The organism is Cohaesibacter gelatinilyticus (genome assembly GCF_900215605.1).
Taxonomy (GTDB): domain Bacteria; phylum Pseudomonadota; class Alphaproteobacteria; order Rhizobiales; family Cohaesibacteraceae; genus Cohaesibacter; species Cohaesibacter gelatinilyticus.
Map to the genome: position 1 here is coordinate 138,215 of NZ_OBEL01000004.1, position 24,262 is coordinate 162,476.

Below are 24,262 nucleotides of genomic sequence, written 5' to 3' on the forward strand. Positions count from 1 at the left end.
TCGATTGACCTCCGCTTTTTGGTGGAGGTCTTTGTCTTTATGTGGCTTCCCCTGCCAACAGGCTCTGGATCCAGTCACGAAAGAGCGGGATGGATCGGCGTTGCTCATGGCTTTCCGGATAGACGAGATAATAGTTGCGCATACCGGCAACTGAATGATCCAAGACTTGGGTAACGCGTCCGCTTGCCAGATCATTTTTCAGCAATTGTGGATCCATCAGTGCGATACCCGCGCCCATGAGACAGGCCTCCAATATTTGCGAATTGTTTTGAAATTCCAGCCGGGCAGAGGAGGGGGTGAATTCATGCCCCAGTTTAGCGAACCATTCCGGCCATTCACTTGGTACTTGAGAGTTATAGAGCAGGCTCGCCTTTTGCAGATCTTGTAAGGACGATATCTGATCGGCAACGGAAGGCAGAGCCACGGCGATCAATTGCTCCTCCATCAGGAGATGCTGATGCATACCTTCCCAGGAGCCGCCACCACGACGGATGACGAGATCAAGGTCTTCCAGATCAAAGTCTGATTTCTGCGTGCTAGTCTGGATTGCCAATTCCCAGCCGGGATGCTGAATCTGAAAGGTCTCGAGCTTTGGCATCAGCCAACGGGTGGCGAAAAAGGGAACCACGGACATGCGGATTTGCCGGTCTCGCATCGGGTCCATGATCGAGTTTGTCGCTTGAACAAGGATCTGGATTCCTTGCTGTACATTGTTGAAGTAATACTCACCTTTTTGCGTCAAAATCACCCTCCGCCCTGTGCGGCCAAACAGTTTCACGCCAAGAATGTCTTCCAGTTGTCTTATCTGATGTGACACCGCAGAAGCACTAATATGTAGCTCTTCCGCTGCTTTTTGGAAACTTTCATGGCGAGCAGCAGCTTCAAAAGTGCGTAAAACGTTGAGAGATGGAAAGGCCATGGCAGGTTCCGTGATTGAACTCTATTAATGAGTATTTATTCATCTATAGGCATGAATTCCTCTTTTGTCACTATTGAACAGGATTTCTATGATGGGGCAACTTTCAAACTACCCTTCCAATCCATGTTAAAGCCTTATTGAATGATAATCGGACCATACGAAAGGCTTTAACACTTTATTTCGAAGCGAATTCTTATCCGAAAAGTGCTTCAACTTTTCGGGAACGCGCTTTAAGTCAGATAGGATGATGAATATGAGTCTTACCGGCAAGCAACTGATCAATGGAGCTTGGAAAAGCGACGCCGAAGATGGTGCATTTGCGGCACTGAACCCGGCAACCAACGAGAAACTGCCAACCGAGTTTCAAAATGCAAATCTGGATGAAGTGAACGAGGCAGTGGCTGCTGCTGATGCGGCATTCCCGATTTTCTCCACCTTGACTGCAGAAGAACGTGCGTCTTTCCTCGATGAGATCGCCTCTCAGATGGAAGCGGCAGCTGACGTTATCGTTGAGCGCGGCATGGCTGAAACCGGTCTTCCAGAAATGCGTTTGCGTGGTGAGCTGGGCCGTACCACCGGTCAGCTGCGTCAATTCTCCAACGTGTTGCGCCGTGGCGACTGGAAGCGTGCTGTTATTGATACCGCTATCCCGGATCGCCAGCCTGTACCAAAACCAGACATTCGATTGACCCAGATCGCTCTTGGTCCTGTTGTGGTTTTTGCGGCTTCCAACTTCCCATTGGCATTCTCCACCGCTGGTGGTGATACGGCTTCAGCTCTGGCAGCTGGTTGCCCGGTTATCGTCAAAGCCCACTCCGCTCATCCTGGTACGTCCGAGTTGGTTGCTAAGTGTATCAAAAAAGCCATCGAAAAATCCGGTGTGCCCGCTGGTACCTTTGGCCTTATCCATGGTCCAGGCCAGACGGTTGGTGCAGCTTTGGTACAGCATCAGGACATCAAGGCAGGTGGCTTTACCGGTTCTGTTGGTGGCGGTCGTGCGCTGTTCAACCTCGCAAGCCAGCGTCCTGAGCCAATTCCTTTCTTTGGTGAACTGGGTTCTACCAACCCTGTTTTCCTGCTGGACAAAGCCCTTAACGAGAAAGCGGAAGGCATTGCAGAAGCGTTCGTTGGTGCGATGGTGCTTGGCGCAGGTCAGTTCTGCACCAATCCTGGTATTCTGGTGGTCAAAGACGGCAAAGATACCGATGCATTCCTTGGTAAGGCTGCCGAAGGCATTGCCGCGCAGCAGGCACAATGCATGCTGACACCGGGCATTAGCAGCTCTTTCAATGATGGCAATAAAAAGCGTCAGGCTTCCAATGGCGTTAGCGTCAAGGCTTTCGGTCCTGAGACTGACGGCAACAATGCCCAGCCGGTTTTGATGGTGGTTTCAGCTAGTGATTATCTGGCTGATGAAGAGTTGCAGGAAGAGATCTTTGGTCCATCCACGCTCGCGATTGTCTGCGGATCTGACGAAGAAATGTTGCAGATTGCTGCCAGCTTCCACGGTCACCTGACCAGCTCCATTTTTGCTGAAAGCGGTGATCTGGTGATGAGCCAGCGCCTGTCTGCAGTGATACAGAACAAAGTTGGTCGTTTGATCTTCAACGGTTACGGCACTGGCGTGGAAGTGTGTGCTGGCATGTCTCATGGCGGCCCATATCCTTCAAGCACCAATGTGCAGTCCACTTCCGTTGGTGAGCGTGCCATTGATCGTTTCGTGCGTCCGCTCTGCTACCAGAACACCCCGCAGGAATTGCTGCCACTTGAACTGAAAGATGAAAATCCGCTGGGTATTCCACGTCTGGTCAATGGTGCCTGGACCACTGATCCGGTTTCTGCTTAAGGCATATCCCAAAAATAAAACGCTTTTGATCAAAAGCGCTTTATTGCAACGATTTAAGGCCCTTCTAATGATTTTTTGATCATTGGAAGGGCTTTGTCTTTTCAGGCTTGTTGGAAGAGGTTTTGCTCAATCAATGCTTGCGCAAGACGCGGGCAAGGAAGTCTCTGGTGCGCTCTTCCTTGGGGTTGGAGAAGATTTGCTCCGGTATGCCTTGTTCCAAAATGCGGCCTTTATCCAGGAAGCAAACACGGTCGGCGACATCCCTTGCAAAGGCCATTTCGTGGGTTGCGAGGACCATGGTCATACCATCATCTTTAAGGGACTTGAGCACTTCAAGGATTTCACCTACCAGCTCAGGATCAAGCGCCGATGTAATCTCATCAAACAGCATGATCTCGGGATTCATCGCAAGAGCACGAACAATCGCAACCCGCTGCTGCTGTCCCCCGGACAATTGATCTGGATAATGCTGCATGCGATCCAAGAGGCCGAAGCGATTGAACAAAGCCTCGACTTGCGGGCGAAGTGCATCACGGGACTTTTTGAAAATCCGTCGTGGGGCCAGCATTACATTCTCCTCCGCTGTCATATGCGGGAAGAGATTATAGGATTGGAAGACAATGCCTATCTTCTGGCGCACAGGTTGAGGATCAAGTGCAGGATCGCCAATTTCTGCGCCATCGAGCCAGATTTCGCCGTCATCAACGGGTTCGAGCAGGTTGATACAACGTAGCAATGTGGATTTGCCTGAGCCAGATGCGCCGATCAGGCAGATCATTTCCCCCTGATCCACATTGAGCGAAATACCATTCAAGATTTTATTGGTCCCGAAGGCCTTATGCAGATTGATCAGTTTCAGCTTCATGAACGGGCTCGGTTTTGCTTGGAAATCAGGTGATCTGCAAGGCGCGTGGCGGGAATGGTCACAATGAGGAAAATCGCAGCTGCCACCACGTAAGGAGTGAAGTTGGCCAGCAGAGATTTGAACACACCGGCCTGCCGGAAGATTTCTACCGGTCCGATGAAGGACAGCAGAGCCACATCCTTCTGTAGTGCGATCAAGATATTCATTTGTGCCGGAATTACCCGCCTTATGGCCTGTGGCAGCACGACAAACCGCATGGAATCAGAAGGCGAAAGCCCTAAAGACAAAGCTGCGTTTCGCTGAGATTGATGGATTGACTCTATGCCTGCCCGGAAAATTTCCGCAACATAGGCCGCATAGGTTACAACCAGCGCAACCGTACCCCACAGGTAGGGGGAGTTGAACGGTCTTTGTAGGCCAAGGCCGGGGATGCCAAAGCCAACCAAATAGACCACCAATACGACCGGCACACCGCGAAAGATATCCGTGTAAAGCGCGCCAAACATGCGCAAGGGATATAGGGCTGGGTTGCGTACATCTCTGGCCAGTGCAATGGCAAGGCCAAGAGCGGCAATCAGTGGTACCGACCAGGCAAAAATGGCGACATCCATCAAGAAGGCGCTGAGCAGTTTGGGAAAGGTTTTAACCATTACATCCCAATTGAAAAAGCTCTGTTTTACCTTCTCCCAGCCGGGGGCCATTGGAATGAGCGCCACCAGTGCCAGAAAGACTGCACTGGTGGAGATAGCTGCGAGAAAAATCGAGCGGCGTTTGAGCTTTTGTTCAAACACCTGACGACGGGTCAAACCCTTCGAATTTACCGACATTATTTGATGACCGGAACGCTCGTGGTCTCAGAAAGCCAAACGGCTTCGAGCTTGGCCAAAGTGCCGTCAGTTGTCAGTGCCTTGATTGCTTCATCAACACATGGTTTGAGCTTGCTGCCTTCTTCCATCAGCATGCCGAACTGATCTGGATTTTCAGTGCGATCAGCTGGGAACTGGCCAAGAACTACGCCGTTGTCAACAACAACTGCTGCCAGGTAAAGCGCAGTTGGCAAATCGAAAAGGGCAGCATCAATCTGACCTGCCTGAATTGCGGCGGATACGTCGGCCTGCTCATTGTAAAGCAGTGGATCACTCTCTGGTTCAACAAGACCAGTCAGCATGGGAACTGCAGTTGTGTTTGCATCCGCACCCCATTTGAGCTTTTTCAGCGATGCCAGCTCTGGTTTCGCACCGGCTTCAACGACTGACTTGGTTGTCAGCACCGCCATGGCAGAGGAATAATATGGCAAGGAGAAATCAACGATCTTGTCACGATCCGCAGAGATGGAGAATTGCTGCAAATTGACGTCGAAGTTTTTTGGACCTGGTTGAATGGATTCATCAAAACTCGCACGCGCCCAGATAACATCGTCTTTCTCGAAGCCCATTTTTCCGGCGACAGCGTATGCGACTGCGGCTTCAAAACCTTTTTCGCTTTCTGGGGCATCATCAATCACCCAAGGGAAATAGGCTGGATTGCCTGTGGCGATCGTCAACTTGCCTGCTTCCAGTGTTTTGCCTGCAGCACATTGTTCAGCCTGAGCTGCATTGCTGAAGGCGGCCAGCGCCAGCGTGCAAACGGTGAGTTTCAGCAAGGATTTCATGACAATGTCCTTTGATAGTTCTGTCGCTATCGGGCTAGTGGCTGTTGAGAGCATCAAACAAAAATAGTCTGATATAGCCCGGGTGGGAAATTTCAGCATGATCGGAAAAAAACGGTCAATGCAAGTTGACCCTAGAAGATACAAATCAGCCCCTTCTGTCCAGTCTTGGGTTGATATTTTGTCACCACGATCGCCAGCATTGTGCATAGTCGGAACGCGATAAATATGTGACACTCTTCAACGCTGACATAAAAGTCAGCGCTAGCTGGTTGCCAGCAAACCGCGAAGCGCGTAAGAGGGATTCATGCGTTGGATTGCTCACATATTAACTGTCTTTGCCGTGATTGGCTGTCTGGTTGGTGCCGGACAGGCACGGGCTGACTATGTGACGCATACCGAATGTAAGAATTCTCAAAGCACCAGCACTGCCGAATATGTTTCTGCCGCTTTGGCGCCTATCGTGGTGGGTGTAGATCGTGTATCGATACAACAGCCCTCTGATCAGACTTCAGAGAGCGAGTTGAGCAAAGCCAAACATTGCTCCTATTGCTGGGCCAATCTTCCTTTGCCAGTCGGGGGTGTTATACCGCCTGAGGAAGTATCCTTGCTGGACTGGACGGACCATCGTAGCGACAGCTTGCCTGTTGCTGGGCTCGACCGCCCTCCCAAGCTTCTGCATATTTGATCCTTTTTCATGCATTCTGAAATCATGAATCTTCTCGCTTGTTTGGGCTTGAAAAGACTTGATCCATGAATTCGGGGTGATTGATGTGGCTTAAATGCAGATCTTTTCTTCATGACGAACTTTACAAAATTTAAAAATGGGCTGAATAGAGGCCCGATCTCCCTGTCTCGTCGTTCTTTTCTTTGCGGAGCGATGGCACTTGGCCTTGGTGGTTGTCAGAGTACGCGAACAGCACCACTGAAAACAGCAAAGCTTTCCGTGCCTGATATGTATCAGGCGCGTCCAAAGGAGCGCTTTCCACTTCCCGCCGTCAAACCTGGCGACGTGCCGCGCAAATTCTGGCGCAAGCTGGTGGATGATCCGACCGGCGAGCGTCCTGGTACTCTGGTGGTCGATACACCTCACAAATATCTCTATTGGGTGATGGAAGATGGCAAGGCCATGCGCTATGGCATTGGCGTTGGTCGACAGGGTTTTTCCTGGGCGGGGCGAGCCAATGTCGCCTGGAAACGTGCCTGGCCAACCTGGACACCACCTTCCGAGATGATTGATCGGCAACCGGAGCTGAAAAAATGGCGTAAAGGTATGCCACCTGGTCTTGGAAACCCGTTAGGTGCGCGCGCGCTTTATATTTTCTCGGGCGGGAAGGATACCCTCTATCGATTGCATGGCACCAATGAGCCACGCTCTATTGGTAAGGCGGTGTCTTCGGGCTGCATCCGTTTGCTTAATCAAGACATTATCGATCTCTATAATCGAGTGCCGAAAAACACCCCGATTGTTGTGATCCCTGATCCTAAAACCAAGATCGCGTAAGATAAAGGAGAGGGGAGCCCATGGGCTCCCCTTCTATCCATGACACAAGACGAACCGGGCAACAAAACGTCCGCATTACCAAATGATCAATGGGGGTTGCTTGCGCTTGCAGCACTTGTGGCGTTGATCTCCACTTTGTCAGCCCTCTTCATCGGCGAGATCATGGGGCAGATGCCATGTCTGCTGTGCTGGTACCAGCGCATTTTCATGTTTCCTCTGGCAATCATCCTGATCATCGCGCTTTATCGCTCTGATGTTGGTATCTGGCTCTATGGGTTGCCTATGGCGATCGGCGGTTTGGGTTTTGCGCTCTATCACAGTGGCCTCTATGGTGGATTGATCCCAAAACCCATTGTTCCATGTTCTCAAGATGGTCCATCTTGTATGGATGCAAATATGACCATTTTCTCCTTGCCACTTCCCTATCTATCAGTACTGGCTTTCCTGATCATTGTCGTAGCTCTCGGACTTCTGGCAATCAAAACCCGCGAAGGAAATGCCTCATGACCCGTAAAAGTCTGGTTCTTATTGTCCTCATCGCCTTCGCCGCCATATTTGCGGTTGGTGGTTATCTATATAAAATCAATCAGGGTGAGCTGACTGCTTCTCCCCAGATTGCACAAGTGAGCAAGGATGCTCAGTTGGAGCGCGATTATTCTCCTACCTATGGACCAGAAAAGGCCAAGGTCACGATCGTTGAGTTTCTCGATCCCGCTTGCGAAGCTTGTCGTGCATTTTTTCCATTTGTGAAGCAGATCCTGGCTGCCAAGCCAGATGAGATCCGCCTTGTTGTACGCTATGCCGCATTCCACAAGGGCTCAGATGCCGTAGTTCGGCTGATGGAAGCAGCTCGTTTGCAACGAAAATTCAAGGAAGTGACCGCAGCTCTCTTTGCAGATCAGGCCAAATGGGCCATCAATCATCAGGCTGATCTGGAAGAAGCGATGAAGATAGCCGCATCGGTTGGCTTGGATATCGACAAAGCGCGCAAAGATATGATGATACCGGAAATCACGACACGTATTAATCAGGATGCAGCAGATGTTGAGGCTTTTGGCGTCAACAAGACTCCGACTTTCTTTGTGAATGGCAGGCCTTTGCCAAGCTTTGGCAGTCAGCAATTGGTGGATCTGGTGGCTACTGAGTTGCAAAAGTGATGACCTTGGCAGCCGTGTGCCTAGGTTCATGGATCGAACTTTGATAGGTGGGGTGACACTTTATGAATGCCACCCCAAGTATCGCTCACCAAAGCTATTTATCAAATTGAATTGAGGCTAGACCGTTATCCTGATCTCGAAGGATCACGGTCGAAAATTCCGGCGTTGCGGAATAGATGACCAAATGGCGGCCGATTATATAGGCATCGCAATGGATGGCCCATGGTCCCATGTGGATGGCATAACCAAATGGGATCTGGAAAGCAGAGACACGATTGATGCCATCATCACCACACATGCCGACGATCAGATAACCGCCGCAGTCTTTATCCAATGGCATGTGAAAGTGGGGTCGGTCATGAACTTCGAGATAAGCACCACCGCCAAGATCTTCCTTGAGCAGATAATTCTCGGGATAATCTTCACCAACGGACGTGATAGTGACCGGCAGATTGCCTGTGCTGTCAAAGCGTATCAGGTCGCCTGATTTTACCAGATAGCTTCCGTAATAGGCCAGATGTTCCGGCGTGGTTTCTGCTATGGGGATAGTGATGTGGTTTTCCCCATTGGGTACGACATATCGACCATTGCCACCCAGGATATTCGAGTCATCGTTGGTATAGTCGATTTTTGTTTCCCATTTGCCGCTCAGGACCAGATGGGGAGGTTCAACAGGGGCCGCCAATTTGATTGGTTCACCGCTGGTGGGAACAAAACCCTTGTCGAGGCTTACTTGATAGACTGTGTCCGGTTCACAATGACCGATGAAATTCTCGGTTCGCATATAGGATGTCTCGGTGGAACCAAGACGATTGACCATCAGAACCGGGATGCCATCAATCAGGTCTTGCGGCATGGCGCGGGTAAATTGCAAAGCATCGTAGGTGATTGCCAAAGACGATTTGGTGGGCATGGAATTTTCCTGATCAAAATGAGTTTGGAGCCGGGCTATTCATGAGTGGAGCAGCCCGGCTTTTTGAAGTTAACCAGCAGAGGCAGGTACGGCTTTGGCTGTTGTTGTTTCCTCTTTTTTGGGCTTGGCCTTGAAAATGAACAGGCCAAACAGAGCAAAGAGGATCGCAATGATCGGGTTCATCCAGTTCAGCAAAGCCCATGGTGCATAATCCAGAACGTTGACGCCCAGTGTGGCAGCGAAGAATGCACCGCCTGTTGTCCATGGGATCAATACGGTGGTGAGGGTTGCCCCTTCTTCAAGACTGCGGGACATGACGGAGCGGTCGATGCCTTTTTCATCATATGCAGTGCCAAAGAGCTGACCTCCCAGAATGATGGACATATAGGCTTCGCCCATGGTCATGTTGCCGACCAGACAGGTGACAATAGTGGAGGTGACCAGGCTGAATGCGGATTTGATGCGGATCAGAACCACAGAGATCAATGATTGCAGGAAGCCAAAACCATAAAGAATGCCGCCGAGTGCCAGCGCCATTAGAGCCAGAGACAAGGTCCACATCATGGAAGAAATGCCCCCGCGACCAAGCAAGCCATCAAGGGCTTCGATACCAGTGGAGCCTTTGCCACCTCCGCTATAAAGTGCATTCATCACAGCCACCGGATCAGCTCCTTGCATGAAAATTGCGAGTATGACTGCGGTTGCTGCTGCTGCGACCATGGCAGGTTCTGCCGAGACCTTTGCAGCGGTCAGAGCAATCATCACGATGAAGGGCAACAGGCAGAACAGATTGATGGCATAAGTATTGTCCAGCGCCTCAATCATTGCATTGACACGGTCTACGGACATTGCGTTGTCGGCAAACTGCATGCCGATCACGGCATAGATTACCAAGACAATCAAAAAGGTCGGACCAGTTGTATAAGTCATGGAGCGGATATGCTTGTACAGATCCACTTCCGAGGACATGGCAGCCAGATTGGTGGTATCGGAAACCGGTGACATCTTATCGCCAAAGCAAGCACCAGACACCACGACACCGGCGACTATCGCCAAGGGAATATCCATGGCGCCTCCCATACCAATAAGGACGACGCCAGCGGTACCCACTGTTCCCCAACTTGTACCGGTGGCAACTGACATGAAGGCACAAAGGATCAGTCCGGCAGGCAAGAAGACAGCAGGTGAGATGAATTCAAGGCCATAATAGATCAGGGTGGCAACAGTGCCAGACTGAATGAAGGCGGCGACCAAAACCCCGATGAGAATGAAGATATAAATGGCGCCAAAGGCACGAGAGATTCCATCATTCATGGCGTTGCGTATGGATGTGAAGTCGCCCCCGGCCAATCGCCATGCGCTGAATGTCGCAATGACGAGACAAACCAGCATCAGGCTATGCAAGCTAATTTTGAGAATGAACAGTCCGATTCCGATGGTTGCTACAATCAGACCAAAGGTCAGCGCAGACTGCGCAAAAGATGGGCTTGTTTTGTTATTTTCCACGTTAGTCCTCCCCGGCAAGTGGTAATAACCCGTAGACCTATCAGTGTTTATTGGTTAGAAAAATACAAAGTTAGTAATTTTACTATTAGGATTTTCTAATGTCTATTTGGTCGCTGCCATCAGAAAAAGTGTTTCGGGTTTTTGAAACTTGCGGGACATATCAAAGCTTTACGGCCGCAGCCAATGCCTTGGGTGTGACGCAAAGTGCAGTGAGCCAACAAATCAAGATGTTGGAAGAAACTCTGGGTATTACTCTGTTTAAAAGGCAAGGGCGACAAATTGTTTTGACGCCATCGGGCAAAAAATTGATGGATGCGCAGAAGCGTGCATTTGGTGAAATGCGTGAAGTGATACTGGCTGAGCGTAACAAGAAAGAAAGTCTGGATGTCTCGGTAGAGGTCTTTCCCGGCTTCTCTGTGCGCTGGTTGTTACCACGCCTCTCTCTTTTTTTTGCGGCGCATCCGGAAGTCAATCTTAAGATTCTTACGTTACCCGGTGATGGGCCGGAGGTCGCAGGTGATGCAGATTTGACCATCCTCTACACCAAGCAAAATTCCGAGAATTGGTTGACACAAGATTGTCTGTTTCCCGTCGCCTCGCCGGACTTTGTGAAAATGCATCATCTGGTCGATTGTTCCGATGAGGAATTACCCGAGAAATTTATGTCGCTTCCCCTTCTCGGGGATACATTTTCCGGTGCAGATGATATCTGGGCAGAATGGTTGAAGGGGAGTGGTCATGGTCCGACGCCACACGGGATCTGTCGTTATCCTCAATCCAACATGAGTTTATTGCTGGCAGAGCTTGGACAGGGTGTTGCCATGGGGCGGACCATTCTGGTGCAAGATGCACTGAAAAGTGGTGCACTGGTTCGATTGGGAACAATCGAAAAACCATCTCCGGCCAATTATGTCATCAGAAAAAACGAAATGCGACCCATGAGCAAGGGCAGCAGGATATTTTCCAGCTGGCTAGCAAAAGCTCTGATTGATTGTGCAGACGGAACAATTAGCCAGAATTGCTCTTTCATTCGATAGTGACAATTGCTTGTCCGGAAATCCAAATGGAGAATTCAACCGAGCATACGGGCAGATTTGCGTCTGCTTTTGCTGGCTTCGCTATAATAGCGAGATGCCTGAATGACTGATTTGTGACGGGATTGCAGCATGGCATCCTGTAACGGGATATCGCGATTTGCGGCTTCGGTCAGAAAGCCCGAACGCAAGCCATGGGCGCTATAGTCATCCGGATTCAATCCGGCCTTTTTGATACGGCCCTTGATAATGAGATTGATGCTTTGGGCACTCAAGGGACGTTCGCTCAAATGTCCCCATTGATTAATGGCCCGAAAAATAGTGCCATTCTTCACTTTGGCCACTTTCAACCAATCTTGCAGGGCATGCACCGGACGCCCGATCAGCACGACATCGTTATCATCTTGGCCATCTTCGGTTTTGGTTCGGCCAAGACTAAGTGTGAGGCAGGGGAGCAACTCGCTGTCTGTATCATTGGGATCTGCCAAAACAGGGTCTTCAAACTGGATTTGCGACAAACGCAAACCAGCCAGCTCGGACCGGCGGCGCCCACCGGAAGCAAAGCCAAGCATCAGGATGGCCGCATCTCGATGATCGCGTAAACTGGGGCGCATAGGTGGTTCGCCCAGACAGGTTTTCAGGATTTCTTCCAGAATATCAGCCGTGATCGGTTTCTTGCTTTTTCGTTTGCGCGGGCGGTCCGCGACACGCACGGCCAATCGTATGGCTGCGCGAATGGCGGGGGAAGAAAAAGGTCCTTCCAAGGAACGCCAACGATGCAAGGTTGACCAACTGGCCAAACGCCGTTGGACAGTGCCCGGTGAATGTGGCCCGGATGTGCGAAGAAGGCCCTCTTGCCGTAAATGATCGCCCACATATTTTGGCATGCCATGATCGGGGTTTTGGGCTTTCTCTTCCTCGGACCAGAGATGATGAGCTATGAATTTCAACACTAGATCTTGCGGCGCTGGCCAGGTGAGGGAATAGCCGGTGGCCACTCGACACCAGGCTTGTAAATAGCCAAAATCTGATGCTAGCGCGCGTAGACTGTTCGCCCCCATGCCTTCATGGGCGAGATGGCGCAAGGTGGCGACATCCTCATCTTCCAACAGATGGGCCAGTGTTTCATTGCGCCCTTGCGGCAGGATGGCAGCAAAGGAATCCAGCTCTTCCAGACGTTGGTCAAAACCCTCTTTACCAGCCTTGGTAAGGTCTTTCTGAGAGGGATCTGGTCTGTCTTGATGCATGAAAGCCGCTTCTCTTCTCATCTTATCCGTGAGGAATCACTTCTCATCAGGATAAAGGAGGATTTTCCTCAAGAGAAGGGAATTGATGGGCTGGCTGGTGCAACCGGAATCTGAATGCTCTGAAAACCATCGCGATAGTCATGCAAGAGCATGCCACCATTTTCAATGGTAAAGCTGTAGGGTACATCCTCGCGCAACTCCAGCGTCACTCCGTGCGAGACGCCGGGAGCAATGATCAAATCAGCTTCGGCAAAGCGGCTGGTCACCAGTTGATGCACATGGCCACAGCAAATTTTGCACGGGCCTTTATAGGAGGCAACCAAGGTCTTGAAGCGTTCAGCCTCAATCAGGTTGATATCATCCATCGGGCGAATACCCATGCGGATGGGCGGATGATGCAATATGATCATCAAGGGTTTGCCATTCAGTCGTTGCATGGTTTCAGACAAAAAGGCAAGGCCAGCCTTAGTCAACTGACCATGAGGAGCATCCGTTACAGACGTATCCAATCCAACAAGACAAAAATCCTCAAATTCTCGAACCCATTGGATAGGACCATCCTCTGGCATCCAGTCCTGATCGGCAAAAGACTTGCGCATGGTTTCCCGGCAATCGTGATTACCAGGCAAGGCGAGATAGGGAAGCTTCAAATCCGCCATGGTGGCTTTGAAAGCCGCATATTCTTCGGGTTTGCCATGTTCAACCAGATCGCCGGAGACGATGACGTAATCGATTGGCCCAATACGTTCAAGATCATGGTTGATCCTCTCAATTGCCATTCTTAGGGCCGCTCTTGTATCGACCTTTCCATAATAAAGGGAGCCGGGAGCCACGATATGCGTGTCGGAAATTTGTAAAATGCGTGTCATTTTATGCAACTTGAAATGCTTTGCTCTCATTGGGCGAGATCTGTGAAGAGGCGCGTTTGCGCACGCCTCTTTAAACGGGGCTATTTGATGCCTGCAGTCAAAAAGGCCTGAACAAAGCGGCGTTGGAAGACCAGGAAAAGGATCAGGAGCGGGGCAATCACCATCACGGTTGCAGCGGAAATTACCGAGATATCAACGCCATTTTCCGGAGCACCGAACAAGGACAGGCCAACTGTCAGCGGGCGGGTGCTCTCGGAGTTGGTGACAATCAAAGGCCAGAGGAAATTGTTCCAGTGGGTGGAGACAGACACCAGGGCATAGGCGATATAAGTGGGGCGCGCCGCCGGGATATAAACCCGCCAAAGAACTCCCAGCAGACCGCAACCTTCAACGCGAGCTGCTTCATCCAGCTCTTTTGGGACCGATTTGAAGGCCTGCCGCATCAGGAAAATGCCAAAAGCTGAAGCCATATAAGGCGCTCCGATACCGAGGATTGTGTCAAACAGGCCAAGTGTGGCAGCTACGCGGTAGTTCTCAACGATCAAGACTTCGGGCAGAATGAAGAGCTGCAACAGGACAAGAATGAACAGAACTTCCCGGCCTTTGAACTGAACTTGTGCAAATGCATAGCCAGCAAGTGTGGTCAGGAAGAATTGTCCGATCAGAATCATGGTCACCAGAAGGAAACTATTGAGGAAATAGCGTAGCCATGGCGTGCCGTTCCATGCAGTGACGAAATTGTCCAGGGTCAGAGGTGCCAACAGGCGGAAATTCACGGCGTCTGAGACATCATGCAGGGCCGCCCAGAGGGCAAAGAGCAGCGGAGAAATCCAAAGAATAGCCAGAACTATGGCCAAAAAGGGTTCTAGATAGCGCATCATCTGTAGTGAGCCCTCCGGTCAAGGAATGTGAACTGGATGGCTGCCATTACGCCAAGGAGCAGAAGAACCATAACGGTCATGGCTGCTGCGCTCGGACGATCAAAATAGGCGAAGGCATTTTCCCAGATATAATAGAGGATCAGCTTGGTGCTATCGGATGGTCCACCCTTGGTCAGAATGAAGAGATGATCGATCAGCTTGACCGAGTTGATCATGGCATTGACCAGAATGAATAGAGTGGTTGGCATCAGGAGCGGCAACACAATGCGGCGTGTATAGGTCCAGCGAGATGCGCCCTCGATATCGGCCGCTTCCTTCAGATCAGGTGGAATGGTTTGAAGGGCAGCCAGATAGAAGATCATGAAGAATCCGGCTTCTTTCCAGATGGTGACCATGCACACGGCCCAAAGCGCGGTCTCTGGCTCCCCAAGCCAATTGACAGAATCCATACCAAACAGGCTGCCAATCTGGTTGAGAATTCCAAAGCTTGGCGTATAGAAGAACAGCCATAGATTGGCTGCAGCAATCATCGGCAAGACAGTGGGCGTGAAATAAGCGGTGCGCACAAAGGAGCGGGCCGGGATCTTGCTATTTGCCCAGAGCGCCATGATCAGCGCAAAGATGATCGAGGCTGGAATGGTTACTCCGGCATAGAAAAGATTGTTCTTGGCTACCAGCCAAAAGGTCGGATCACCAAACAGCGTCTGATAATTTTCCAACCCCACAAATTCAGAAGGGTTCCGCCGTGTTCCGCGCGAAAACAGCGAAGTCCAGAGCGAGGAGATGGACGGAATGAAGGCAAAGGCGGAGAGCATCACGAAAGCAGGTGTGATGAGGAGCCAGCCATGGATCGTACTTCGAGTGGGGGAGAAAATTGACGCGCGTTGCATGAGCCTGCCATGTTGGAGGGGGAGGGGCACTACCTGGAGAGTAGCAGCGCCCCATGGGAGGATTACTTGTAAGCCTTCAGTGCCTTTTCAGCCGCTTTCTGTGCTTCATCCAGTGCAGCCTTTGGTTCTTTTTCGCCGGTCAGGGCAGACTGGATGGCCTTGTTCAAACCGTCACGCACACGAGCGGTCTCAAAAGTGGAGAATTCTGCAACTGCATGCTCCAGCTGGTCACGCGCTACCAGTGCAGGAGGGAAGGAGGCTGTATATTCCTTCAGCTCTTTGGTCTCATAAGCGGCAGGGGAAACACCCATATAGCCGGTTGCGATGGACCATTTGGCAGCCTGCTCGGGAGATGTCATGAATTTGATCAGCTCCAGCGCAGCCTGCTTCTCTTCATCCGTGGATTTTTTGAAGAGATAGAAGTTGCCGCCACCGGTTGGTGAGCCGAGACGAACCTTGCCTGGCAGTTTGGCAACACCGAAATCGAACTTGGCATTGTTTTTAACCGCTGTCAGGTTGCCGGTGGAGTGCCACATCATGGCAGTCTTGCCTTCGAGGAAAGCCTGACGCAGGGTGCCCCATTCGACGGTGCCTTCTGGCATGATGCCATGCTCGGAAGACAGGGATTTCCAGAACTTCAGGGTATCGACAACGCTGTCATCGTTGAAGTAAGTGGTGGTGCCATCGTTGGACATCACTTCCTTGCCGTTCTGAATGGCAAGGGCCTGGAACATCCAGTAAGGATAGCCGGTGGATGGGATCATTAGACCAGAAGTGCCATCCTTGGTCAGCTTCTTGCCCATTTCGATGAGCTCGTCCCAGCTGGTCGGCGCTTTTTCAGGATCCAAGCCAGCTTCGCGGAATTTATCCTTGTTGTAATAAGCAACAATGGTGGAACGCTGGAATGGTACGCCCCAGGTTTTACCTTCGATCTTGCCGTTGGCCATCAGCGCCGGGTAGAAGCTATTCAACCAGTTGCCTTCTGCTTCGCCTTCAATCACGTCTTCAAATGGAACGATCAGATCCTGTTCGATTAGATCATAGGCATCAATGGAGAACATCACGGCCAATTGGGCTGGCTGACCGGAATTCAGAGCAGACAAAGCTTTGATGCGGGTGTCATCATAGTTGCCGGCATAAATGGCATTGACCTTGATATCGGGGTTCTGCTTCTGGAAGTCGGCAACAATCCCGTCGACCACTTGGGTCAGTTTGCCACCAACGGCAATCGGGTAATACATGGTCAGTTCGGTTTCGGCCGCAGCCGGGTTGACAAGAACACTTGTCGCGAGCATAGCTGCTAGTGCAGTGATACGGGTCATTTTAAGGGCCTTTTTGGTGATGAAACATTCTCTTCGTTAAGGTGCCTTTCGGCCATCACGAGACGGTGGTTTGGCGACTGTCGGTCTCGTAATTCTGCGTGGGCTCCTTTTTGATTTTGCCGCTCGCGGCGTCGAAAAGGAGCCTTTTATTCTCGGGTAGGGAAATATGAACCTGCTCACCCATGGCAATGGTTGCTTCGCCTGGGGCGGTCACAGTTAGCCCCTTGGTAGAAGGCAGGTCCAGATTATAGCGGGTGCCGCTTCCCAAAAATTCAATATCGGTGACTTGTGCGCTGACATCTGCTGATCTGGCGTCCGCCTCCATCGAGATGAACTCAGGGCGAATGCCGACGCGGATCTGATCATTCAAACCCAGTAGTTCACCAGCCAGATGCGCCATTGGTGGCTCACCAATAAACTCGGCGGCGAAAAGGCTGGCAGGTTTGTTGTAAAGTTCGGCCGGTGTGCCGATTTGTTCCAGATGGCCGCCATTCATAAGTGCTACCTGATCTGACAGGCTCATGGCTTCACTCTGATCATGGGTCACATAAACAACAGTAAGGCCAAGACGACGTTGCAGGGCCTTGATATCCCGGCGCACGGAATGGCGCAGTTTTGCATCAAGGTTGGAGAGCGGTTCATCCATCAGACACAGCGGATGACCGGAGACCGAAGCACGAGCGAGTGCAACGCGCTGGCGCTGTCCGCCGGATAGCTCAGCTGGTTTGCGCAACTCCAACCCTTTGAGACCAGTCATTTCTACCGCTTCTGCGACCCGTTCGGCTCGTTCCGTCTTGGAGACTTTGCGGACTTTCAGGCCGAACTGGATATTCTCGGTAACATTGAGATGCGGAAAGAGCGCATAGGACTGAAACACCATGGAAAGATGACGCTCGGAGGCATTTTGCTCGGTCACATCCTGACCGTCCATGATGATGGAGCCGGTTTGCGGGTGTTCGAGGCCTGCAATCAAACGCAGGAGTGTGGACTTACCACAGCCAGAGGGGCCAAGAATTGACAGGAAAGCGCCTTTTTCGACATCCAGGGAAACATTGACGACACCACCTTCACCGTCCCATTGACGAGTGATGGATTGAAGCGACAGAAATGCTGACATCATGCTTCCTCCCTTGCTACGATCAACTGACCGGAATAGTCGTCCAATTGGTTCGAGAAATCGCCTTCGGGTCTGTCATCTATGACCATAAAATCCGCCTCGTTCAGGTGGCCGCCGACGGCTGCTGCCCGCCGACCAAATTTTGTTTTATCCGCAACCAGAATGGATTGATGGGCATTGCCATGGATCTGCTGACGGATCTGCACTTCTTCTTCGTGAAAATCCAGCAGACTGCCATCGGGATCGATGCCGCCCACGCCATAAATACCAAAATCGGCGCGATAGCCTTCAAACAGGCGAATAGCAGCCAGATTGATCATATCCCGGTCTGGCAGACGCAGCTCACCGCCGGGCAGGATGATGCGATGGGTGGTATTTTGGGCCACAGCCATCGCGGCATTGAGATTGTTGGTGATTACCGTCAGGCCGTTCTTGTCTGCAAGTTCGGCTGCCACCATTGCCGGAGTCGTGCCGATGGATATGAAGACCGTTGCCTCGTCTGGAATCAGGCTGGCAACTTTGGTGGCAATTGCCGTTTTGGCATTGGCATTGAGAATGGCTCGCATGGCATAAGGCAAATTGGCACTACCATCGATAAACTCTGCTCCCCCATGCAAACGGCGTAACTTGGCCTGCTCGCAAAGGACATTGATGTCGCGGCGAATGGTATGTGTCGATACGCCAAATTCCTGCGCCAGGTCGTCTACCATGACGCGACCCGTTCTTTGCGCTTTTTCCAGAATTAGCGATCTGCGATCCATGCTCGTCTCTCCTCTTATTTGCTCAAATAGGCTAGTTTTATGACAATGATATGTCAATTTTTGTCCATATGAGCACATATATGCTGCTCATATGGATATTTTATGTGCATTGCGTCTAAATATGCAGCAATCAAAATCGGTGCATTTTCAAAGGAAAAGCCTATGAAGGGAAATTGTGGGGGCAAGTTCGTTCGCATATGCGATATGGGGATATCTACTGAGCATCGAGTCTGCGGCCTGCACATTCTGGCAGGGAAGAAATGAGCAAGTGAGCAACAGAATGCGTGAAAAGGTGCCGATATACTCCACTCAGGCATTTCAAATTGTGCTCTGTTGATAGCCCCTTTTTGATTGATCGACTCATTCGGTTGCGGAATAGAAGCCTCCAGATACAAGTTTGTCTCACGGAAAAATGATGCAAATCGATGTGAAGACTTGGAGAGTTGCTCGCACTCCAACGTGAGAGTAGTTTACTGGACCAATCGGTTCCAAAGAATTAGCTTTTCCTTATCGCAACAACCCGAGAAAGGGATTTAAAGATGAAGAAACTAGCTCTTACACTTTCAATGCTTGTCGCCGTCTCAGTTGCCTCTGGTGCGCAGGCCATGACCTCAAACAAGGTCGACAGCTCACAGCATTCAAGCTCGCAGCTTCAACAGATGATCAAGGAACATGGCAGCCTCATTTTGCAAACCGGCCCTGGTCTTTTTGATCGCTATGTTTCCAGCCGGGCCCAATGTAGCAGCCATGAAGACACCAGAGCTGCTTATGTCGCGACGATCGATTCCGACAATGCGTTCGTTGGCTATCGCTGCGTGATTGATAGTGACGAAGGCTAAATAATAAAGCCGATAAATCAAGTCTGGTGAGCTGAACTTCAGCTCCTTCAAAGCTCTCCACCATTGCTTTTGATGCATTCATTTGTGCAAAGCATTGGTGGGAGCTTTTTTTGTTTTCAAGGTATATTTCAATCTGCCTCACGTCGATGTGTTTCAAATTCAAGTGATTGAATTTACAATATAAATGCACCTCTATGTGAAAGCAGTTTACTGGACCAATCAGGTCGGAATGATTAGCTTTGGTTCATCGAAAACTGAACATAAAGGATTTGAAAATGAAAACTTTCGCCCTCTCTCTTCTGCTTGCAGCTTCTGTTGCTTCTGGTGCACAAGCCATGACCTCCAGCACGATTGATAGCTCCCAGCATTCTACCTCCCAGCTACAGCGCATTGTTCAACAACAGGGTAGCGTCATCTTGAGCACAGGTCCTGGTTTGTTTGACCGTTATGTTGCCAACCGTTCGCATTGTGGTCTTGGCCAGGAAACTCGTTCGGCTTTCGTACCGACTACTGATTCCAACAACGGCTTTGTTGGCTATCGTTGTGTGAGCGATAGCGATGAAGGCTGATAACAACAAATGACAACTGGTGAGCTGATATCCAGCTCTTCAAAGCTCTCCACCACTGCATTTGGCAAGATCACTTGTTCAAGGCTTTGGTGGGAGCTTTTTTGTTTTGAAAGCAGCATCGTCATGTAGGTTCACACTGAGCTGCATCACATATGGGTGAGGGGCTTGATGAGTGATATGCACTTCAATGTGAGAGTAGTTTACTAGACCAATTGGTATGAAAATATTAGCTTTTCTTCACCGACAAATTTATCCGAAAGGACAGTGTTATGAAGAAATGTGCCCTCGCGCTCTCTGCGCTGATTGCTGCTTTTGTTGCTTCTGGTACGCAGGCCATGAGTCCCAAAAAAATCGATAGCACCAAGCACACAACCGCAAAATTGCAGGATATTATCAAGCAGCAGGGTAGCGTTATCTTGAACACTGGCCCGGGTGTTTTTGATCGCTATGTTTCCAATAGTGGTCAATGTGGTCAGGGACAATTTGCCCGTGCCGCTTATGCACCAACTGCAGATTCTTCCAGTGCTTTTGTCGGCTATCGATGCATATCCGGCAGTGATATGTAGAAATTACGAACTTACGTCACTCCCTGTTAAGAGCCTGATTTAAAAGTCTTGGCCGAGCCCTCTCCCCCTCCCAAACCATCCGATATGGTACCCTCGTAGGCGGTTTGGGAGGGGAGAGGGCTGGCGATGCAGCTTAAAAGTTTCGATTAGAGGCTTTTAAATCGGGCACTAAGACTTGAGATCTTCCATTACAGCCCCTTGCTTCCTTCCTCCAGCAAGTGGCTGTGGCGGAAGTTTTTTCATTTCTGACTTAGAGGAGATCTCGAGCGGCCAGATTGCGCATCAGGGCGGTTGCGCCAAAGATCCATGGGTCGCATATTGTTGATAGCTGAACTCGATTGGTCAGTGATCCAAGCTCTGGGCAGGAAATGGTGACGACGTCGCCAATCTTGTGAGTGAAGCCCTGACCCGGTGTGTCACGATCCTTGGTCGGCGCAAAGAGAGTGCCGAGGAACAACATCAGACCATCTGGATATTGATGATGCCGTCCAATGGTTTGACGCACCAGATCTGCCGGATCGCGACTGATCTGGCTCATGGAGCTATGCCCTTCCAGCACAAAGCCGTCTTCTCCCTCGACGCGTAGATCCAGTTCAGCTTTTCTCACGTCTTCCAGCGAGAAACTGTCATCGAATAAACGGATCATCGGACCAATGGAGCAAGAGGCATTATTATCCTTGGCTTTGGAGAGAAGTAGTGCCGATCGTCCTTCCACATCACGCAAATTGACATCATTGCCCAAGGTAGCGCCCTTGATTTTGCCTTTGGAAGTGACCGCAAGCACCACTTCTGGCTCCGGGTTGTTCCATGTAGAGATTGGATGCAGGCCGACATCGCCGCCAAAGCCGACGGAAGAAAGAACTTGTGCCTTGGAAAAGACCTCTGCATCCGGCCCTATGCCGACTTCCAGATATTGTGACCAAAGGCCTTCTGATATCAGCGCTTGTTTTACCTGTTCGGCTTCTGCTGATCCTGGAGTGATATTGGAAAGACTGTCGCCAATTTTGGCACCTACGCGCTTGCGAATGCTATCTGCCTTATCCGGATCACCTGCTGCTTGCTCTTCAATGACCCGCTCGACCATGGAACCGGCAAAGGTTACGCCGCAGGCCTTGATGGCTTGAAAATCGCAAGGAGCCAGCCAGCTTAATCCGTCAGGCAAGGCAACAACCGGACCAAGTTGTGTGCCAGATGCATTTATTACATAAGAAGCGGTATCCTCTCGCTCCAATATATCCCGCACCGTCGGCGCTTCTCGGCATGTGATGTCCACTAATTGCCCCTTGCGAAGAGTTACGACAGATGGGCCAATACCAGCGCGTTGGATACGACCAAGCCAGAGGCCATCGTGGGAAAGATTGAGAGTCATGTTTGCGTCTCGCTACAGGGAATAGGCTTTGAAGGCATTGCCGCCAAGGATTTGATTGCGCTCTTCATCGGAACACTCGATGAGCAGGGCATCAGTGGTTTCCAGCCAGCGTTCATAGGAACTGGTCAATGTGCAGACGGGCCAATCACTCCCCCAAATCAACCGAGAGGGGCCGAAGGAGGAGAGTAAATGCTCCACATAGGGGCGTAGATCCTCAATGGTCCAATCTGCAGAGGCTTCGGTGACAAGACCGGAGAGCTTGCAATAGGCCTTGGATCCATTGGCAATTTCATTCATTTGCTGTGCCCACTTTTTGATTGAACCACTGGCAATGTCAGGCTTGGAACCATGATCAATCACCACGCGCATTCCGGGATAAAGGTCCAGCAATTGCCGTAGATATACAAGATGTTTGGGTAAGGTGAGTGCATCGAAGGTAAGACCGTTCTGGATCAAAGCTGTGAAAGATGATGCCAGCTTTGGTTCAAGCATCCAGTCAGCCTGCTCAATGTCCTGAATCATGGGGCGAAGGCCTACCAGTTTGGGATGACTTGCAAGCTTGGAAATTTGTTCTGGCGCTGTCTCATCTTCAAAATCTACCCAGCCGACAACGCCCTTGATGAAGGTATGATTCTCGGCAAGCGAAAGCATATATTCGGTTTCGGCCAAAGTTGGTGCGGCTTGTACAAGGATGGTCGCCTCAATGCCAGCGTTTTTCAGGATGGGGGAGAGATCATCTGGCAGAAAATCACGATAGATTGGGACAAGGTCAGGTGTGAGCCAGCCATAATCGTCTCGTGCCAGTGACCAGAAATGCTGATGAGCATCCAGGCGCATTGGTTTGCTCATGGAGCGACCACTCCCTTTTTGACAATGATATTGCCATACAGACGCTGCTCACCTGTTTGCACGACGGCAAAGGCGGACTTGGCACGCTGATAAAAAGCAAAGCGCTCAAGGCTTTGTATTTGCGCCGGGTGATCGGCGACATCGTTGATGATGTCTTGAAACATTAGAACAATTGGTGGTGTTGCACTCGGATCTTCCACCATTTGCATGGTTAGAGCTGGATCAGAGACAAAATTATCCAGCGGCATAACGCTCAAGACTGCTTGAAGTACTTGAGTTGCCTCCAGCCCATCCAACCGGGTGATACGTTGGCCGGTGGAAGTAGCGGGAAAATTAGCGTCAGCAATCACCAGCTCATCTCCATGGCCCATGGCGCGTAGGATATGAAGGAGATCGGGTGAAAGGATCGGATCTATATCACGTAACATCTAAGATACCTCACTCACTTTTTTCTCTCCGGGAAGAGGAGCATCAGAGCGGATCAAACCTTCGATGCGGAGATCTGACCAAAGGCCTTGCGGGATAGGGGTTTGCATCAGCTCTACATTGGCTTTCACTTCGGCTGAACTGACAGCGCCTGGGACCACGGTTTTGACAGCGGGATGACCGAGCACGAATTGCAGGGCAGCTGCGATCAGGCGAGTGTCATGGGCTTTGCAGACCGCCTCGATTTTGTTCACACGCTCCAGAACATCATCTGGTGCTTGTGCATAATTATATTTGGCGCCTTCAATCGCACCAGTTGCCAGAATACCGGAATTGTAGGGTCCGCCAAGAATGATGCCGACATCGCGCTTCTCGCACAGAGGCAGGAAAGAATTGAGCGCTTCCTGTTCCAGCAATGTGTAACGCCCGGCCAGCAGGAAGCCGTCAAAATCGCCAAGGCCAAGCAGTTTCTCGCAAACCTGCCATTCGTTGACGCCTGCACCAATAGCGGCAATCTCGCCGGAATTGCGAAGCTCCGTGAGTGCACGATAGCCACCTTGATCAAACAACTCCCGAACACGTTTATCGCTCATCTCTTGAGAGCCCTGCGAAAAGACACAGACATCATGGATCAAGAGAATATCAGCATTGCTGACCTCTAGGCGTTCCTTGCTAGCCTCATAGGATCGCATGACCCCATCATAACTATAATCGAACACGATGCGTTTTTGTGGAACATCAACAAAGGCTTCAGGGGTGACTTCATGAGGCTCGCAATCGACAAGCAGCCGACCAATCTTGGTGGAAAGTTGCACATTATCGCGCCCAAATCGTTTCAAGGCCTTGCCAAATCGCATCTCGGACCGGCCAAGACCATATTGCGGGGCGGTATCGAAATAGCGGATACCCGCATCAAAAGCAGCTTGCAGAGAGGCTTGCGCATCTTCGTCGCTCACTTTGCGATAGAGATTTCCCAAAGGCGCGCCACCAAAACCCATTCGAGTGAGCGGAACGGGACGTTTGGTGCGATGATTGAGCAAGTTGGTTGTCGATATGTCCATGTCAGGTCCCTAAAGGTGAGGGGTGGAGTGCGGGTGAGAGGTGAAATCTCGAACCAAACCACGCGCTTTGGGTTGGCGGCGGCAAAGTGCCAGCAAATAAAGTA

Annotated in this window: 26 protein-coding genes; 9 read left to right on the top strand and 17 right to left on the bottom strand. The window is 50.8% G+C overall.

What is annotated here, in order from left to right; translation table 11 throughout:
- Window positions 1-37 precede the first annotated feature (37 nt).
- Entirely contained in the window at window positions 38-919 is an 882-nt protein-coding gene (gene gcvA, locus CRO57_RS16595; protein ID WP_097154607.1) for a transcriptional regulator GcvA, read from the bottom strand.
- 247 nt (window positions 920-1,166) lie between these two features.
- Between gcvA and CRO57_RS16600 the strand changes: the two genes are divergently transcribed.
- A complete protein-coding gene (locus CRO57_RS16600; RefSeq protein ID WP_210200921.1) occupies window positions 1,167-2,765 on the top strand; it encodes an aldehyde dehydrogenase (NADP(+)) in 1,599 nt (532 codons plus the stop codon).
- A gap of 130 nt (window positions 2,766-2,895) precedes the next feature.
- On the opposite strand, the gene CRO57_RS16605 is transcribed toward CRO57_RS16600, so the two are convergent.
- From CRO57_RS16605 to CRO57_RS16615, 3 genes are read right to left on the bottom strand one after another with little or no spacing between them, the layout of a single operon-like run.
- Window positions 2,896-3,630, bottom strand: a complete 735-nt coding sequence (locus CRO57_RS16605) for an amino acid ABC transporter ATP-binding protein (protein ID WP_097154608.1) — start codon at window positions 3,628-3,630, stop codon at window positions 2,896-2,898.
- Window positions 3,627-4,457: an amino acid ABC transporter permease gene (locus tag CRO57_RS16610; RefSeq protein ID WP_097154609.1), complete on the bottom strand. Its 831-nt coding sequence runs from the start codon at window positions 4,455-4,457 to the stop codon at window positions 3,627-3,629. Before CRO57_RS16610 ends, CRO57_RS16605 begins: the two co-directional genes overlap by 4 nt.
- Window positions 4,457-5,281, bottom strand: coding sequence for an ABC transporter substrate-binding protein (locus tag CRO57_RS16615; protein ID WP_097154833.1), 825 nt, complete (start codon window positions 5,279-5,281; stop codon window positions 4,457-4,459). Before CRO57_RS16615 ends, CRO57_RS16610 begins: the two co-directional genes overlap by 1 nt.
- Window positions 5,282-5,585: 304 nt before the next feature.
- Between CRO57_RS16615 and CRO57_RS16620 the strand changes: the two genes are divergently transcribed.
- From CRO57_RS16620 to CRO57_RS16635, 4 genes are all read left to right on the top strand, one after another.
- Window positions 5,586-5,966 carry a hypothetical protein gene (locus CRO57_RS16620; protein WP_097154610.1) on the top strand — a complete coding sequence of 127 codons (381 nt, stop codon included), beginning with the start codon at window positions 5,586-5,588 and terminating at the stop codon, window positions 5,964-5,966.
- Window positions 5,967-6,077: 111 nt separating this feature from the next.
- On the top strand, window positions 6,078-6,782 hold the full coding sequence (locus CRO57_RS16625) for a L,D-transpeptidase (RefSeq protein WP_097154611.1): 705 nt from the start codon (window positions 6,078-6,080) through the stop codon (window positions 6,780-6,782).
- Window positions 6,783-6,821: 39 nt separating this feature from the next.
- The gene (locus CRO57_RS16630; RefSeq protein ID WP_097154612.1) at window positions 6,822-7,289 is read left to right on the top strand and encodes a disulfide bond formation protein B; all 468 of its coding nucleotides are present in this window, start codon (window positions 6,822-6,824) and stop codon (window positions 7,287-7,289) included.
- A complete protein-coding gene (locus tag CRO57_RS16635; protein ID WP_097154613.1) occupies window positions 7,286-7,939 on the top strand; it encodes a DsbA family protein in 654 nt (217 codons plus the stop codon). The genes CRO57_RS16630 and CRO57_RS16635 overlap by 4 nt, the downstream gene beginning before the upstream one ends.
- 94 nt (window positions 7,940-8,033) lie before the next feature.
- Here CRO57_RS16635 and CRO57_RS16640 read toward each other — a convergent pair whose 3' ends face one another.
- Both CRO57_RS16640 and nhaC read right to left on the bottom strand, forming a co-directional pair.
- Window positions 8,034-8,852 (bottom strand): hypothetical protein, encoded by an 819-nt coding sequence (locus CRO57_RS16640; protein ID WP_097154614.1) that lies wholly within the window; start codon window positions 8,850-8,852, stop codon window positions 8,034-8,036.
- 69 nt (window positions 8,853-8,921) lie between these two features.
- Window positions 8,922-10,358 (bottom strand): Na+/H+ antiporter NhaC, encoded by a 1,437-nt coding sequence (nhaC, locus tag CRO57_RS16645; RefSeq protein WP_097154615.1) that lies wholly within the window; start codon window positions 10,356-10,358, stop codon window positions 8,922-8,924.
- Window positions 10,359-10,456: 98 nt separating this feature from the next.
- Between nhaC and CRO57_RS16650 the strand changes: the two genes are divergently transcribed.
- A complete protein-coding gene (locus CRO57_RS16650) occupies window positions 10,457-11,395 on the top strand; it encodes a LysR family transcriptional regulator (RefSeq protein ID WP_097154616.1) in 939 nt (312 codons plus the stop codon).
- 35 nt (window positions 11,396-11,430) lie between these two features.
- Here CRO57_RS16650 and CRO57_RS16655 read toward each other — a convergent pair whose 3' ends face one another.
- The 7 genes from CRO57_RS16655 to CRO57_RS16685 all read right to left on the bottom strand — a co-directional run bounded on the left by CRO57_RS16655 (window position 11,431) and on the right by CRO57_RS16685 (window position 18,479).
- Window positions 11,431-12,639, bottom strand: coding sequence for a tyrosine-type recombinase/integrase (locus CRO57_RS16655; protein ID WP_097154834.1), 1,209 nt, complete (start codon window positions 12,637-12,639; stop codon window positions 11,431-11,433).
- Window positions 12,640-12,707: 68 nt separating this feature from the next.
- Window positions 12,708-13,508, bottom strand: coding sequence for a phosphodiesterase (locus CRO57_RS16660; RefSeq protein ID WP_170956150.1), 801 nt, complete (start codon window positions 13,506-13,508; stop codon window positions 12,708-12,710).
- Window positions 13,509-13,588: 80 nt separating this feature from the next.
- Window positions 13,589-14,389, bottom strand: a complete 801-nt coding sequence (locus tag CRO57_RS16665; RefSeq protein ID WP_097154618.1) for a carbohydrate ABC transporter permease — start codon at window positions 14,387-14,389, stop codon at window positions 13,589-13,591.
- Window positions 14,386-15,279, bottom strand: coding sequence for a carbohydrate ABC transporter permease (locus CRO57_RS16670; protein ID WP_097154619.1), 894 nt, complete (start codon window positions 15,277-15,279; stop codon window positions 14,386-14,388). The genes CRO57_RS16665 and CRO57_RS16670 overlap by 4 nt, the downstream gene beginning before the upstream one ends.
- Before the next feature lie 62 nt (window positions 15,280-15,341).
- The gene (locus CRO57_RS16675) at window positions 15,342-16,601 is read right to left on the bottom strand and encodes an ABC transporter substrate-binding protein (RefSeq protein WP_097154620.1); all 1,260 of its coding nucleotides are present in this window, start codon (window positions 16,599-16,601) and stop codon (window positions 15,342-15,344) included.
- A 55-nt stretch (window positions 16,602-16,656) separates the two neighbouring features.
- Window positions 16,657-17,721 (bottom strand): ABC transporter ATP-binding protein, encoded by a 1,065-nt coding sequence (locus CRO57_RS16680; RefSeq protein WP_210200910.1) that lies wholly within the window; start codon window positions 17,719-17,721, stop codon window positions 16,657-16,659.
- Window positions 17,718-18,479, bottom strand: a complete 762-nt coding sequence (locus CRO57_RS16685) for a DeoR/GlpR family DNA-binding transcription regulator (RefSeq protein ID WP_210200911.1) — start codon at window positions 18,477-18,479, stop codon at window positions 17,718-17,720. Before CRO57_RS16685 ends, CRO57_RS16680 begins: the two co-directional genes overlap by 4 nt.
- 539 nt (window positions 18,480-19,018) lie before the next feature.
- Here CRO57_RS16685 and CRO57_RS16690 point away from each other — a divergent pair.
- From CRO57_RS16690 to CRO57_RS16700, 3 genes are all read left to right on the top strand, one after another.
- Window positions 19,019-19,318 carry a hypothetical protein gene (locus tag CRO57_RS16690; RefSeq protein ID WP_141401267.1) on the top strand — a complete coding sequence of 100 codons (300 nt, stop codon included), beginning with the start codon at window positions 19,019-19,021 and terminating at the stop codon, window positions 19,316-19,318.
- 275 nt (window positions 19,319-19,593) lie between these two features.
- The gene (locus CRO57_RS16695; RefSeq protein ID WP_097154624.1) at window positions 19,594-19,887 is read left to right on the top strand and encodes a hypothetical protein; all 294 of its coding nucleotides are present in this window, start codon (window positions 19,594-19,596) and stop codon (window positions 19,885-19,887) included.
- 269 nt (window positions 19,888-20,156) lie between these two features.
- Complete coding sequence (locus CRO57_RS16700; protein WP_097154625.1) at window positions 20,157-20,453, top strand: hypothetical protein; 297 nt, start codon at window positions 20,157-20,159, stop codon at window positions 20,451-20,453.
- A 250-nt stretch (window positions 20,454-20,703) separates the two neighbouring features.
- Here CRO57_RS16700 and CRO57_RS16705 read toward each other — a convergent pair whose 3' ends face one another.
- Genes CRO57_RS16705 through CRO57_RS16720 form a run of 4 tightly spaced genes read right to left on the bottom strand, consistent with a single transcriptional unit; the run spans window position 20,704 to window position 24,158 of the window.
- Window positions 20,704-21,822 carry a fumarylacetoacetate hydrolase family protein gene (locus tag CRO57_RS16705; RefSeq protein ID WP_097154626.1) on the bottom strand — a complete coding sequence of 373 codons (1,119 nt, stop codon included), beginning with the start codon at window positions 21,820-21,822 and terminating at the stop codon, window positions 20,704-20,706.
- A 12-nt stretch (window positions 21,823-21,834) separates the two neighbouring features.
- Entirely contained in the window at window positions 21,835-22,671 is an 837-nt protein-coding gene (locus CRO57_RS16710) for an amidohydrolase family protein (protein ID WP_244580129.1), read from the bottom strand.
- A complete protein-coding gene (locus CRO57_RS16715; protein ID WP_097154627.1) occupies window positions 22,668-23,099 on the bottom strand; it encodes an RbsD/FucU family protein in 432 nt (143 codons plus the stop codon). Before CRO57_RS16715 ends, CRO57_RS16710 begins: the two co-directional genes overlap by 4 nt.
- Window positions 23,100-24,158, bottom strand: coding sequence for an aldo/keto reductase (locus tag CRO57_RS16720; RefSeq protein ID WP_097154628.1), 1,059 nt, complete (start codon window positions 24,156-24,158; stop codon window positions 23,100-23,102).
- Between the last annotated feature and the right edge of the window lie 104 nt (window positions 24,159-24,262).